The sequence below is a fragment of the Arthrobacter sp. B0427-1-12 genome, from assembly GCF_059092905.1.
This window is the reverse complement of sequence record NZ_JBNHIC010000073.1, coordinates 1-13,053: the sequence shown is the minus strand read 5'-3', so window position 1 is coordinate 13,053 and position 13,053 is coordinate 1. Positions and strand designations below refer to the sequence as shown.

Below are 13,053 nucleotides of genomic sequence, written 5' to 3'. Positions count from 1 at the left end.
AGGGGACGGGTGCGTCGAAGAAGCCCGTTGCTACGTCGAGAAGCAGTCCTAGACAGGCTGATCCCTCCATACAACCGACGTATGCGCAGTTATCGGCGTTGGATCCGTGCGGCGTAAGTTTCGTGGCCAATCATCCGAAGCTCGATGCCCTATCCAAGTGGAGCCTTGCGTCGGTACCGGATCAGACCGCGGACGGAAGGCTAACAACCCTCCGGCACCCAGAATCGCCACCGTAAAAAGTGTAGGAAGGGGGCTCTACCTGTCATGATTGCCCCCCGGACGTGGTGCCGTATCAGACGACGTCGGTTGGTGCGGCACGGTGATCTATCTCGGCAGTTAGTCCGTCGATCCGATCAATTGCCGCGTTGAGGTCCTCAACCGTCCTCCACAGGGCCGGATGCTGTTCCCGGATCTGTTCGAGTGTACCGCCCGCGGAGGTGAGCGCAGCGAGATCGAAACTCACGTTGGTGCGCGCCCCGGTCGCCGCTGCTCTAAGGGCACCGAACGCGACGACGATATCGGCAACAAGCGCCGGGTTACCGTTGGAAGCGAGCCATTCCAGATCTCCAATGGCATCGATGGCCCGCTCGCCGAGCACGGCAGATGCCTTGGCGGCATCTACAGATGCCCGGTGTATTGCGTCCTCCCGTTCCGGTCCTGGTTCCCGCCGAAACGCGGCCCCGAAAGCTTGAGATGCTGACGCGTCGTCGTCGGCCAGTCGAAGGGCGACTTCCCGGAGCGAACGCGCCCGTGCGCGAACGTTGGCGAGCTCCCTTCGTTGGTGCTCCTCAACTTCGGTGTATCCGGCAACCATCGATGCCAATGACGCGGCGATAGAGAGCATCACTCCGACCCCAGCGCCACCGCCGGGCGATCCAACAGACTCTGCCAAAGCCCGCGTCCAATCCTCAACTGTCGAGCGTTGAGTTGTAACCGCCTCAGAATCATCCATGACACCAAGTGTGCCCTTAAGCGGCATCGCCGATGAACTGCCGACGCACCACACCAGTGTGCGCCAGAAGGAGAGCGACCACCACAGCCGGCGACACCGCCAAGTGTTCTCGCATCATGGGGCGCCGAGACGACGGAGCCGCGTTGCTGACCTGCAGTTTCCGGTGTCTTCAGCGCCTGCCCCAGCAGACGATCGCCGTATGCTCGTCGTGCAGTATGGGGTACCCGCCTGCCTATCCATAAGCGGCGGCAGCCGTACACATCCCACGGCCACACCTGACGTATGCGCAGTTATCGGCGCTTTGCTTCTGAGCTCCCCTGCCCCGTAGCGGCGGATAGATGATTGTTGAAAGGCGACAGAAACCTTGGAAATGTGCGGGCGGTCCGCCGCCCGTGGCAGCACGCGCTTCCGGCCGCCGGCGGCGGACCGCCGTTCACGCCACCACCGGGAACGTCAGCCAGGAAGCCGCGGCCCTACAAGACGTCGGCGGTTCCCACCGAGGCCCAGATTGGGCGTCACTTCGCCAGATAGTTCCCGTGCCATTGCTCCGGGGCGCACCTGTGCATATTCGCCGCCGGCACCCAACAGGAGAACACTTTCCCGGCATCATCGGCCCACTGAACCAAACACGCTGCAGCAGTCCAGGCGCTTACTTCCACAAAGACGGGAACCGTTGAACCGTCCGTCAAAGGGATGTCCGCCATTGCCGGGATCTCGTTGCCGTAGCCGGCGCGTGTCGGTTCGCGCTCAAATTCCGGTTGCAGGAGGGCGTACTCATACCGGTGTTCCCCGAGCTGGAAAATACGGGGCACTTCAAAGCCTTTGCTGGCTGCCACGGGATCAACCTTATTCATGCGACGGAACCTACCGGCCAGCGCCGACAAAACACCCCGGCGGACCACGCCGACGGGTGTCGCCTGCCAACCGTCGGATAGCGGACCTCGCTGCAAGGGCCGGCCGGAAAGCACGACGGCGGCTCCCTGCCAAGCAGGAAAGCCGCCGCCGTGTCGTTCAGGAACGCTGAGATAGCGCTTAGATGCCGACTCCGAAGACCAGCGGCACCAGCGTCAGCAGGACGATCGGGATCATTACAATGCTGATGACGTTGAGCCAGATGCCGCCACGCATCATGTTCTTCATGGAGACGTCGCCCACCGCGAAGGCCACGGCGTTGGACGGCGTTCCCACCGGCAGCATGTAGGAACCGGAAACAGCCAGTGTAACGGCGATGGCCATGACCAGCGGGTCGATGCCCACTCCAACGCCCACCGACGTCATGATCGGCAGGAAGGCGGCAGCCGTGGCCGTATTGCTGGTGAGCTCCGTCAGGATCACCAGCAGGACGATGGCCACAATGATCAGCACGATGTCGGGGATGCCGGCCAGGCCTCCCACGCTGTCACCGATCCACTCACTCAGTCCCGTGGACGTGAACTGCTTGGACAGCGAGAGGCCACCGCCGAAGAGCAGCAACAGTCCCCAGGGGACCTCCTTGGTCGCGGACCATTCAAGCAGCGGTCCCTCGCCGACCTTGTCGCTCGGAACAATAAAGCAGAGGACTGCGGCCAGCATGGCGATGGAGGTGTCGTTGAAGTTCGCCAGGAACGGTGCTGCAGCGGAAACAGCCGGGATCTCCGCGATGAACGGAAGGAAGATCCAGCAGAAGGCGGCACCGGCGAAGATGGCGATAACGCGCTTCTCCTGGACGGTGAGGCGGCCAAGCCTCCGGAGCTCGCCGCGCATCAGTTCCTTGCCGCCCGGAATCTCGTCCACTTCGGAGCGGAAGACGAGCTGGGTCAGGACCAGCCAGCTGGCCGCCATCATGAAAGCGGCGAACGGGACGCCAACCAGCATCCACTGGCCAAAGCCGATTTCGATGTCGAAGTTGTCCCCCATGTAAGCCTTCATCAGCGCCATGGGCGGCTGGCCGATCAGCGTGGCCATGGAGCCGATCGTGACCGAATAGGCAATGCCCAGCAGCATGGAAGCAGCCAGTTTCGGCGTGACGCGCGACGCCTCCAGGGAGTTGATGAGCGCAAGGATCGCTCCGCCGATGGGCACCATGATGACGGCCGTGGCGGTGTTGCTGACCCACATCGTGATGAACGCACTGGCCAGCATGAGGCCGAAGACGATCTGGCTAGGACGGGTTCCGACCGCCATGATGATCAGCAGCGCCACCCGGCGGTGCAGATTCCAGCGCTGCGTAGCCAACCCAAGGATAATTCCGCCGAGCACCAAGTAGATCACCGAGTCGGCGTAGGGCGCGGCCGCCTCGCCAACGGTCGCGAGGCCGGTGATGGGAAAAAGAACCAGCGGCAGCAGCGAGGTTACTTCGATCGGGATGGCCTCGGTCATCCACCAGAACGCCATGACCACACCGATGCCGACGACAGCCCTGCCCTCGATGCTCAGCGACGAGGGGAAACCGAAGAAGGCGGTGACCCCAAGCAACAGGCCTATCGCGACGAAGGACCATTTGATCCGAGTGACCTTGTCGGAACTCTTAACAGCACTGGGTGCTGGTGCTGCCGCTTGTTTGGCGGGCGTGGGTGCTGGCATGAATGCTCCTGGAAGTGCGCGAATCCGGCTTCCGCCGTAAGCGACTGAGTGTCTATCGGTGTTACCCAACTCGCAGAAGGATGCGAGCCGAGTCACAGCCGTCGAGCATACGTGGCCTGACTCATAAACAGAAATACGATTTTTGCACCTATTCAGACATGCTGAATATCAATTGCCTTCCCGCTGGAGCGCCCGGACCAGCGAGGCGAAACGCTCGTTGCCCCGCAGGTCCTCGATCAGCACGGCATTGCCGTCCGCGCCGGCCAGCGGGATCCGCCAGTTGGGGTATTCGTCATGGGTGCCCGGCTGGTTCTGGGTCCGCCGCTCCCCAACCGCGTCCACCGGTGCGACGCCCGGCAGCGAGCATGGCGGCGTGTTTGGCCCTCCGGAATCGGGCTCTGAAGAGGATCCGTACGGAAATTCACGTTTACGGCGCACTGGTGGGAATCCTGCTTTGGACGGTGAAGTTTTCGGATCTAAACGATGGTGCCGCCGGTGCGCTTGAGAGCACGCTCGATGGCACGGTAGACGATGGAACGACCGACGGAGAACAGTGCGGTGAGCTCATAGATGGTGTGCTCGCCTGCGGAACAGCACCGGCTTACGCGACGGTCGTCCGGGTCGTGCACCTCCAGCTATCGAGTGCAGATGTCCTGCGGTTTGCCCTTACCAAGTCCGTACTGTATCGAAAGCTGTTTCCGCACGTACGAGTGAGATGCGAGTTGCGGAACAAATTAAGAGATGTGGAGATCACGCGGAATCTGCAGTTCGTCAACTGGCCGCCCTTTAGCGCTCGACGCGAGTCTGATCGCCGGCACGCGATGACCACCGAAGCACCGGCCACTGGCCGGTTCGATCGTCGATCACCAAGCCCGGCCCGGTAGTGGTCCTGCGCGCAATCCCGTGAACGGAAGCGCCGGCGACACACTCGTTGACCCTGCATCATCGGGGCCGCAAGCTGAACGCCTACCGCATGGCCGGCCCGGGGAGCACACATGGCAGATTGCCAAGGAAACCAGGAACGTGGCCTATGGCCCAAGACTCGAGGGCCCGGTCAGGAAAGGCCAGACGCCGCCGTTCCAGAAACCAATCAAGTCCATGCCGCAAGCTTAAATTGACTGTCGAGGAAGCCGGCCGTTATCCACAGCCTGCACAGTCCGCATGCCACTACCCGACCCGAGCGCGCTCCGGTGCCAGCCTCGATGTCGCGTCCCCCACAATCCGGGCGCGGTGTTGCTGTCAGATCACGTCCGGCACGGAGCGGTTCGTCACACCCACGTCCCTGTTCATGCCCGCGACACCTCCGCATCACGGATCGGTCACCGCCTCCACTTACGGTCAGGGCTTCGTCAACCGGGCTCCGCTCATCGGGCTCCGCGAATCAGACTAAGGAGATCGCCATCAACGGCCAACACCAGACCCCCCGAACAGGTCTATCCCGCCGCACTATCCTGACCGCCAGCGCCTTGACCGCAGCCGCCACCAGCCTGGGCGCCACCAGCGCCGCGGCGGCACCGGCCAACAAGGGCAGGGGCGCCATGCCCGAGGTTCTCTTCAGCGAGTCTTTCGACGACGTCTTCCGTCCCACAGGATTCAGCCACAACGCACCAAAGGGCTGGACCAACGAGGCGCACGGATTCCGGACCGGCGAAGGCCGCTGGGCGGGATGGACCTTCACCGGCGTCCGGGACTGGACCTGGGCGGCAGGCACCGATGAACGCCACTACTTCACCGGCGGCTTCGGGACCTTCGCCGTCATCGAGAGCGAACACCACCGCCTGGACCAAGAGAGCGACGACACCCTCAACGCCGCCCTGACCACGCCGAAGATCAGCCTGCGCGGAAACAAGGAGATTGAGCTCGCGTTCGATTCCCACTACCGGCAGGGCCGCCCCGAACAGACCGCGGCGGTCACAGTGTCCTTCGACGGCGGTCCGGCCCGGGACCTCGTGGTCTACCGGGAAGACAAGTACTCCAGCCACGAGCAGATCCGCGTTGAGGTGCCCGTCGGCGCCTCCACCGCCCGATTCTCCTGGGAGTACCGCAACGGCCACAACGACAAATGGTGGGCCATCGACAACATCGAGGTCCGCGTTCCGCTGCCGGAGCTCCCGGCCGGCAGCAAGCCGTTGACCGCCATCGACGTCATCTCGGACATCCACGTCTCCGATTCCTCCGCCCGCTATGACGGGGTCATCGACCAGCTCAACGCCATGGCGCCTGCCGCCGGCGCGCTGGTCATCAATGGCGATGCCGTTGAACTGGGCCTGCAGACGCACTACGACGCACTCGCCGCCGCACTGGCGGGGAACCCGCACAGTTCCGGCAACGTCCTCATCTCGGTCGGCAACCACGAGATGCTCGGCAAAGAAGGATCCGACGTATACCTGGCGCGCTACCTGAAGGTCGCCGGGGAAAAGAAGCCCTACTTCGAGCGCGTCGTGGACGGCGTGCCCCTGATCGTCATCGGCACCGAATACTTCGGCGACACTGAGCGCGAAGGCCGCGAGCCGTACAACAACTTCTCCAGCGAGCAGCTGGCCTGGCTCGACGGGCGCCTCAAGCACTGGAGCCGCAAGGGGCAGCCCGTGTTGCTCTTCAACCACTTCCCGCTTCCGTACACGGTCTCCCAGACGCACAGTTCCTGGGAACAGAACAACTACGAGGACATCGACGCGTTCAACGCCGTGGTCGGTAAGTACACGAACATCCTCATGTTCACCAGCCACACCCACAGCGACGTCAACATGAACGACTGGTGGGGCACCTACCGGGTCGCCGACCCGAAGAACCCGGCCGGCTTCCCCGTCGTCAACACCGGCTCTGTCCTTTATGCGGTCCGCCCTAAGGGCGATGTCGGGGGCACCCGGGTCACGGGCGACCAGTCAACCGGCCTGCGCGTCTATCTCTATGAGGACCGGATCCGGGTGGAGGCCTACGACTTCGTGGCGCGCAAGTCCATCAAGTTCCAGGACTTCCCGCTCAGCGCGCTGACCGGCCGGGGCTGACCTGCCGGGCTTCGGCCCGTCCCCGCCCGACTCACGCCGTAGCGGCAACTAACGACGCCGGCACTGGGGTTCCGTAGTCAAGGAACCCCAGTGCCGGCGTCGTCCTCCCGCTCAGGCGCACCTGGTGCCTAGACTGGCCTCATGACTCCTGAGGACGAAGCACTGTCCGGAATCACCCACCTCTCTTCGGCCGAATGCTGCGGATGCCATCCGCAGCGCCCAAGTAGGCAGGCTTGGTGTCATCATTGACGGGCATCCGGAGATCTTCCCCATCAAATACACCGTGGATCAGGGCACCGTGGTGTTCCGCACCGGTGAGGGCACCAAGCTCGCACTCTCCGGCAACCCCGTAGCCTTCGAGGTCGACGGCTACGACCCGGAAACCAACCGGGCCTGGAGCGCCGTCATCAATGGTGCGGCCGAAATGCCCCAGAACACCGACGACATCATCGAGACGGTGATGCGGGCATGTGTACGGGCGCGGCGTACTCGAATCGGCGAGACCAGTATCTGAGGGCAACTTTTTAGCGGCAGGGGAGCAGCTGGGAAGCGTTGCGGTGGGGGACCGGCTTACGCACGCGACACGTCCGTAATTTCGCGCGACCAGCCTGACCGCGTAGAGCTAGCGTGCCACGCGGGAGCGGAGGTATACAACACTCGAGCTGAAGGTGTGGGTCTCGACGAGTTCGAGATCCACCCGGCGCTCACGTTGGGGAAAGAACGGAATGCCATCGCCAACCAGCACCGGGTAGACCATGGCCCGGTACTCGGCGATCAGACCCAACGCGGCCACCTCGGCGGCGAGAGTTGCGCCGCCGATCGCGATGTCGCCCTCCCTCTCGGTTCGCAACCGCTCGATCTCCTCTGCCAGGCCGTCGGACGCCAGTCGGGCATTGCCCTGCACCGCCGACAGCGTGGTGGAGAACACCACCTTGGGCAGCGGCTTCCAGAGCGCGGCCCACTCGAGCTCCGACTCGTCGAGCGATGGATCCTGGTCGGCGGTCTCCCAGTACAGCATCGTCTCGTACAGCCGTCGTCCCAACAGGTGGACGCCGACCTGTCGAATCTCGTCGATCCAGAAGCGAAAGACCTCCTCGTCGGGCGCCGTCCAGTCGAAGTCGCCGTCCGGCCCGGCGATGTAGCCGTCAAGTGAGACGCTCATCGAATAGGTCACGTTGCCCATCAGAAGCCTTCCTCGGTAGCGGGTCCGACAGTACTGCAGCTCAGTATTTCGCCCTGGGTGTGTTCGAAGGCGGAGTCCCGGTCCTTAACGCTTTCCCTTGCGGGCCTGCCGCGCGCTCTTCTCCTGCGGAGACTGCGTGCATCTGTCGAAGAGGTAAGTGGAAACGGCCAGCAGAAGAACAATGAGGGCGATGTAGAAAGCGCCTCGCCAGCTGTCCACGGCATACCCTGCTGCCACCGTCAGTAAAGCCAGCAGAATGGGCAGGCCGGCGATCCGGATCCGGTGGGCCATGGTCATGCTTCAGCATCCCTCTCGGGGCTTAGGACAAGCTTGAGGACTGTTCCCCGGGGATCCCGCCCCGGATTGCTCACACCATAACGCCGGCTATCGTGCGCCTCTGGACCTTCGTAAGGCTGGAATTCAAGAGTTGCCCGAGGTGGTATGTCAGTAAATGGGAATTTGAACCCTAATCTGACAACTTTCCGGGTGGGTGTCTGACGTCAGGTTGGGGTGTACTCCAACATGACGTCGCCAACAGACCTGTTTGCTGTGGGACAACAACCGGCTGATCTCCTCAGATGTTGCAGCCGTCCGGCGGCAGGTCCGACGGCGGGCACGGGGCTCCGCCGTTGCTGGCTGTCTGGGGACAGTGGATGCCGAGGGTGTAGGCGGTCATTGACAGGGAGCCGTAGGAGTAGCCGTCGACGAGCACGTCGGCATCCGCTGTCCCGGAGGCCCCGGCCAGTCCTGCCAGGTAGAGGGCGGGGATGAAGTGGTCGGGCGTGGGTGCGGCCTGGCGCCAGTGCCGGTGCGCGGCCAGGGCGGCCAGCTCGGTGGGGTCGGTGAGGATCCGTTCTTTGGCGTCCTCGTTGAACCGGTGCGCCCAGTCGTAGCCGGAGTCGGCCAGGGCCCAGTCCATGCCGGCCAGGTTGTGCACGATGTTGCCGCTGGCCACGATCAGCACCCCACGCTGGCGCAGCGGGGCGAGCTGGGCGCCGAGCTGCAGATGGTCGTCCAGGGGCTTGTCGGCATTGATGCTCATCTGCAGCACCGGGATCGTGGCGTCGGGGAAGGCGTGGGTGAGCACTGACCAGGTGCCGTGGTCGATGCCCCAGCTGTCGACGTCGGCCCCGATCCAGGTGGGGTGGACGGTGTCGCTGATCTCCTCGACCAGCCCCGGCAGGCCCGGGGCGGGGTACTGGACGTCGAACAGCTCCTGCGGGAAGCCGTAGAAGTCGTGGATGGTGCGCGGGGCCGGCATGGCGGTGACCGCGGTGGCGTTGATGTACCAGTGGGCACTGACGACCAGGATCGCCCGGGGCCGCGGTACCGCTGCTCCGAAGGCCTTCCAGGCGGTGGTGTAGCGGTTGGTTTCCAGGGCGTTCATCGGGTTGCCGTGCCCGAAGAACGCCGCCGGCATCGTGGCGGTCGGGGTGGGGCTCTGCATGCTCATCATGCCTCCTGGGCGACGGGCCGGCCGGCCCGGCCGTAGCGGGTGTGCGTTGCCGCCATCGTGCAGTACGGGATCCGCCCGGGACAAGAGCGCCGCTGCGAATCCCCTCCAGCGGCATAGCCTTTGCTGATCTGCGTTCGGGCTCCGGCCGGCTGGATGCGGTCAACGCCGGATGGGAGGCCTGGCACCGGAGCGGGGCGGGTCTGCGAAGACGGCCATGGGGAAGCACCTCAGGTTGGGGTGTCAATTGAGCTGTACTGGTCTGTCGGGCAGGACATCCTGGAGCGGCAGGACCGCCAGGGGGGACTGGGGTTATTGATCGTTTGGCCGAGGACCTCCGGTCCACCTTCCATGTCGGGGCGGAAGTGGCTCTCTGCGCGAAAGAGTTGGCTTCTGCGGAGACAGGGTCCGCCCTGGTCATGTTCCACGGTCGTCTGAGTCGGTATGTTTTGGGTATGGATGAGCGGGCCGAGGTCGGTGGTTGGCGTACGGGCGCGTGGTTAGGATGGCAATATGATCAACGCCGCACTATTGCATTCGGACCTTTCCCGCCTTGGTCGGGAGACTGGTATGTTCCTGGCTACTGTGGAGTCGTTGTCTGATGTGGAGATGAGGGCACCTTCGCTGTGTGAGGGTTGGAGCCGGGCCGATGTCGTCGCCCATCTCGCTTCCAACGGCCGGGCGTTGGTCAGGCTTGTTGACTGGGCCACCACCGGGCAGGAGCGGCAGCTCTACGCTTCGCCCGAGGCCCGTGCCCAGGAGATCGCTGCACTCGCTGCCCTGCCGCGCGAGAACCTGGTCGCCGAGCTGCGGGATTCCGCGGAGTACTTCGCGGAGCAGGCCCAGCGGTTGACCGGGGAGCTGATGGTGGAGGAGGTGCATCTGCACGGCAAGCGGATCCCTGCGACCGGCATTGTGGCGCTGCGTATCGCGGAGGTCGTTGTCCATCACCACGATCTGGACACTGTCTGGACGGTCGAGGAGGCCGACCCCGATTCCCTGCTCGACGCGCTGGAGGCGGCTGTGCGCACCATGCGTGCCAAGGGGGCCCCGGGCCTGACACTGGTGACTGAAGAGCGCGACGAGTGGGTGATCGGTGACGGCGCCGTACGGGTGGCCTCGGACCGCGAGGGCCTGCTCGCATGGCTGGCCCGCGGTGAGACCCGCCACGTCGAGGCCGACGGCCCCCTGCCAACCCTGCCGCGCTGGTAAGCGGCGCAGTGCTGCCGTAGCGGGGTTCCCGGCAGGAAGACGGGGACCTGCGGATGACGGATCCCCGCCGGCATCGTCCATGAACTGGTGGGGCCATGGGACCCGGGGGTGTCAGGCAGGGTGACAGCCACAGGCACACCGCCACCGGCAAGGTAGGCCGCCTCGTAGGTGAAGACCGTGCCCCGGCTTTGGTGCGCGCCAGACGGCCGGCCCGCCGGCCGGCCTTGTAGACGTCGGCAGCGGCCGCGAAGCGCAGCCGCTGCAGATCAGTGGTCATTCGGCCGCCAGATGCAGGCCGGGCACATGGGCCGCAGCAACCGCCGCCGCCAGCGTGGGATTTGTCGCGGGCCTTCCGGGAGCGGTGGTGGACCAGGAAGCAGGATCCGCCGGTGAATTCGTCGGCCTGGACGGGGATCACCTGGACATGCAGTTCCTCGCCGGAGAGGTCCGCACCGGGCAGGTCGATGCCTTCGGCGGTGTCGTTCTCGTTGACGTCGATGACCGCTGTCTGCGCGGCACCGCGCTGGGCACGCAGCCCTTCGAGGGAGTCGGTGGGCTCGTCTTCGGCGGTGGTCCGGGGTGCGTCGTAATCGGTGGCCATCGGGGGCTGCTCTTCTCCTTATCGCAAAAGGGGGTGGAGCAAGTATTGGACACCATGCCGCACTGTTGCGCCACGGACTGTGGCGGATTTCACCGGTCGGCGAAATCCCGGGCGGCTGTCAGGATCCGCGGGGCAGCCTTTGCCGGGCTGCCTTCGCGCAGCAGCCGTGCCGGGGCGACGTCGTCGAGCAGCGGGTTGGCGCCCTGGAACCACGCCTGGCCGGTTTTGGGCGACTGGGTTTCAGCCAGCATCCCGGCAACCCGCCAGGCGGCACGCAGGCGCGTCACCGTGTTCTCCGGCGGGGCGGCCTTGCCCTCGGCCCAGTCCTGGACCGTCCAGGCATCCGTGGCGCCGGCCAGGTACGCGACGAGCCGGAGGCGCTGAGTCCGGGTTGCTCGCCTGAAGTGCTCATGAAAGCACTATGGTCAGCTGTTGACACGCTTGGCCAATCTGCCGATCAGGGGCACGACAGCCAGAGCAGTAACGCCGGCTGCAACAGCCTATCCGGCTCCCCCTTCCGGGCGTTTCCGGTCAGCCGATAACCGTTATTTCACCGGCCTGGCTGTTTGGCAGGTGAGGGCAATGCCTGCCACTGACGGTACGCAGTGAGTCACTGCCGGACAGTGGAGAAGGGCCGCCTGCCGCACGTCAGACTCCGGCTACTTCGACAGGAGCAAGCCATCCGCAGACCGGCGATTCCGGTCAGGCGAGAGCAGCAACTGCGGAATTTCCGAACTTACAGACTCTGTTGCTCCGCTAATTCCTCTTAAGGATTCCGAGAGCCGATACCGGATGTTTGGGGTTCTGCAGCGGAAATCTTCCCGCTGGATGGCGTTGTCCGACCTGCCCTGCGCCTCAGGTCGATCGATTCCGCACCAGTGACCACAGCTACGTTGTGCAGACAGTGTCTGCACAACCCGTTGCTGCGGCCTCGGTTGCCGGTCGAGTTCTAGGACTGTGACGATTGCTAAGCCATTCCCGGCACTGCCGGCTGCCGTCCAAGACGGAGTTCTCTGACCTGGTTCAACCCGCCCTTCTTAACGCCGATAACTGCTGATATGTCCGATCAATGTCGGGGTGAGGTGTACTTCAACTGGACGCTAATCCGGATCAGGAGCCGACGGCGATGGCGAGACATTCAATGTGGCGGTCGCTGCCTTTATACGGGGAAGTCGAACCACAGGACAGTCACAGAATGGCAGCTCCGAGTGTTAGCCATGATCCGTGGAGACACCGATTCTCGATTCAACCCGTTCTCGAAATCCTTCGTTGTGAGAGCTGAGCGAACAGCGTCTTCTCCTGGCAATAGACACAGCTTCCGCGACCCCTCCTGACCAATTTGGGTCCCAAGCAGGTGCGGGACAGTGGCGAGCAGGCCAGCGGAACCGGAAATGGTGAAAGGGCCGGAGCGCACACGAAATCCAAGGACAGCAGCCAAAAAACGTCGTTGACACGACAGCCCCTGCCAAGCTAGAGGCCGTCAGGGAACTGCACAGCCAGGGAAAGACGCTGAGCAAGACAGCCCGGACCCTTAGCGTCAGTGTCTCCTCGCTTACCCGTGCCCTCAGCCAGAAGGGCGAATAAAGAACCCATGCATTGGCGCCGGAAATTCTTCGTCATGTCGCTGGACGATCAGCCGGGGCAATTATTAGAGTTGTTAACTACAGAAACCGGCAGGGCGCGCACAGCGCCCAGGGAGGAGGAGCGCATCACCGCTGACCAATACCAAACATCAACTGTCCAACACGCTGAAAGCCCCTCCCGAGGGGCTTTCCCTATTTATCCGCCGGTATGTGTTGTTTTGCCTGTATCTTAGTGCCGCTGCTGGGGGCCCCGCTGTTGGGTGACAGGCGGTCCGGTAATGCCAGTTTGAAGACTTTGGCCCATGAGGATCCGACCTGTTTGAGCAGGGGCCCGGAGGTGTAGGGCAGCCCGTAGCGGCGGCAGATCTCGCGGACCTGGGGGGCGACCTCCGCGTAGCGGTGGGAGGGCAGGTCCGGGAAGAGGTGGTGTTCGATCTGGTGGGAGAGGTTGCCGGTCATCAGGTGCATGAGCCTGGATCCGGAAATGTTGGCCGAGCCG

12 protein-coding genes and 1 pseudogene are annotated in these 13,053 nt (G+C 64.0%); 3 read left to right on the top strand and 10 right to left on the bottom strand.

What is annotated here, in order from left to right; genetic code table 11:
- Positions 1-292: 292 nt before the first annotated feature.
- The 4 genes from AC5RWU_RS22115 to AC5RWU_RS22100 all read right to left on the bottom strand — a co-directional run bounded on the left by AC5RWU_RS22115 (position 293) and on the right by AC5RWU_RS22100 (position 3,856).
- Entirely contained in the window at positions 293-952 is a 660-nt protein-coding gene (locus tag AC5RWU_RS22115; protein WP_494037297.1) for a cyclodeaminase/cyclohydrolase family protein, read from the bottom strand.
- Positions 953-1,467: 515 nt separating this feature from the next.
- A complete protein-coding gene (locus AC5RWU_RS22110) occupies positions 1,468-1,806 on the bottom strand; it encodes a hypothetical protein (protein ID WP_494037296.1) in 339 nt (112 codons plus the stop codon).
- A 178-nt stretch (positions 1,807-1,984) separates the two neighbouring features.
- Positions 1,985-3,514 (bottom strand): SLC13 family permease, encoded by a 1,530-nt coding sequence (locus tag AC5RWU_RS22105; RefSeq protein ID WP_494037295.1) that lies wholly within the window; start codon positions 3,512-3,514, stop codon positions 1,985-1,987.
- 168 nt (positions 3,515-3,682) lie between these two features.
- Positions 3,683-3,856 carry a hypothetical protein gene (locus tag AC5RWU_RS22100; RefSeq protein WP_494037294.1) on the bottom strand — a complete coding sequence of 58 codons (174 nt, stop codon included), beginning with the start codon at positions 3,854-3,856 and terminating at the stop codon, positions 3,683-3,685.
- A 1,124-nt stretch (positions 3,857-4,980) separates the two neighbouring features.
- Here AC5RWU_RS22100 and AC5RWU_RS22095 point away from each other — a divergent pair.
- Both AC5RWU_RS22095 and AC5RWU_RS22090 read left to right on the top strand, forming a co-directional pair.
- A complete protein-coding gene (locus AC5RWU_RS22095) occupies positions 4,981-6,522 on the top strand; it encodes a metallophosphoesterase family protein (RefSeq protein ID WP_494037293.1) in 1,542 nt (513 codons plus the stop codon).
- Between the two features lie 148 nt (positions 6,523-6,670).
- Positions 6,671-7,036, top strand: coding sequence for a pyridoxamine 5'-phosphate oxidase family protein (locus AC5RWU_RS22090; RefSeq protein WP_494037298.1), 366 nt, complete (start codon positions 6,671-6,673; stop codon positions 7,034-7,036).
- Between the two features lie 108 nt (positions 7,037-7,144).
- Here the strand turns inward: AC5RWU_RS22090 and AC5RWU_RS22085 are convergent, their stop codons facing one another.
- From AC5RWU_RS22085 to ygiD, 3 genes are all read right to left on the bottom strand, one after another.
- Entirely contained in the window at positions 7,145-7,705 is a 561-nt protein-coding gene (locus AC5RWU_RS22085; protein WP_494037292.1) for a dihydrofolate reductase family protein, read from the bottom strand.
- A gap of 84 nt (positions 7,706-7,789) precedes the next feature.
- On the bottom strand, positions 7,790-8,002 hold the full coding sequence (locus tag AC5RWU_RS22080; RefSeq protein ID WP_494037291.1) for a hypothetical protein: 213 nt from the start codon (positions 8,000-8,002) through the stop codon (positions 7,790-7,792).
- Between the two features lie 277 nt (positions 8,003-8,279).
- Positions 8,280-9,161 carry a 4,5-DOPA-extradiol-dioxygenase gene (ygiD, locus tag AC5RWU_RS22075; protein WP_494037290.1) on the bottom strand — a complete coding sequence of 294 codons (882 nt, stop codon included), beginning with the start codon at positions 9,159-9,161 and terminating at the stop codon, positions 8,280-8,282.
- Positions 9,162-9,671: 510 nt separating this feature from the next.
- On the opposite strand from ygiD, the gene AC5RWU_RS22070 reads away from it, so the two are divergent.
- Positions 9,672-10,370 (top strand): maleylpyruvate isomerase family mycothiol-dependent enzyme, encoded by a 699-nt coding sequence (locus AC5RWU_RS22070; RefSeq protein WP_494037289.1) that lies wholly within the window; start codon positions 9,672-9,674, stop codon positions 10,368-10,370.
- Positions 10,371-10,671: 301 nt separating this feature from the next.
- Here AC5RWU_RS22070 and AC5RWU_RS22065 read toward each other — a convergent pair.
- The 3 genes and pseudogenes from AC5RWU_RS22065 to AC5RWU_RS22055 form a co-directional block, all read right to left on the bottom strand.
- A pseudogene (locus AC5RWU_RS22065) lies at positions 10,672-10,971 on the bottom strand (DUF4193 domain-containing protein); the annotation flags it as partial.
- Between the two features lie 89 nt (positions 10,972-11,060).
- Positions 11,061-11,258 (bottom strand): hypothetical protein, encoded by a 198-nt coding sequence (locus AC5RWU_RS22060; RefSeq protein WP_494037288.1) that lies wholly within the window; start codon positions 11,256-11,258, stop codon positions 11,061-11,063.
- Positions 11,259-12,746: 1,488 nt separating this feature from the next.
- On the bottom strand, positions 12,747-13,053 hold a 307-nt coding region (locus tag AC5RWU_RS22055), incomplete at its 5' end, for a fatty acid desaturase family protein (protein ID WP_494037287.1).

Excerpts from the sequence above, each read along its gene's own strand:
- AC5RWU_RS22115 (WP_494037297.1), bottom strand. The coding sequence starts at position 952 with ATGGATGATTCTGAGGCGGTTACAACTCAACGCTCGACAGTTGAGGAT.
- AC5RWU_RS22110 (WP_494037296.1), bottom strand. The coding sequence starts at position 1,806 with ATGAATAAGGTTGATCCCGTGGCAGCCAGCAAAGGCTTTGAAGTGCCC.
- AC5RWU_RS22105 (WP_494037295.1), bottom strand. The coding sequence starts at position 3,514 with ATGCCAGCACCCACGCCCGCCAAACAAGCGGCAGCACCAGCACCCAGT.
- AC5RWU_RS22085 (WP_494037292.1), bottom strand. The coding sequence starts at position 7,705 with ATGGGCAACGTGACCTATTCGATGAGCGTCTCACTTGACGGCTACATC.
- AC5RWU_RS22080 (WP_494037291.1), bottom strand. The coding sequence starts at position 8,002 with ATGACCATGGCCCACCGGATCCGGATCGCCGGCCTGCCCATTCTGCTG.
- ygiD (WP_494037290.1), bottom strand. The coding sequence starts at position 9,161 with ATGATGAGCATGCAGAGCCCCACCCCGACCGCCACGATGCCGGCGGCG.
- AC5RWU_RS22070 (WP_494037289.1), top strand. The coding sequence starts at position 9,672 with ATGATCAACGCCGCACTATTGCATTCGGACCTTTCCCGCCTTGGTCGG.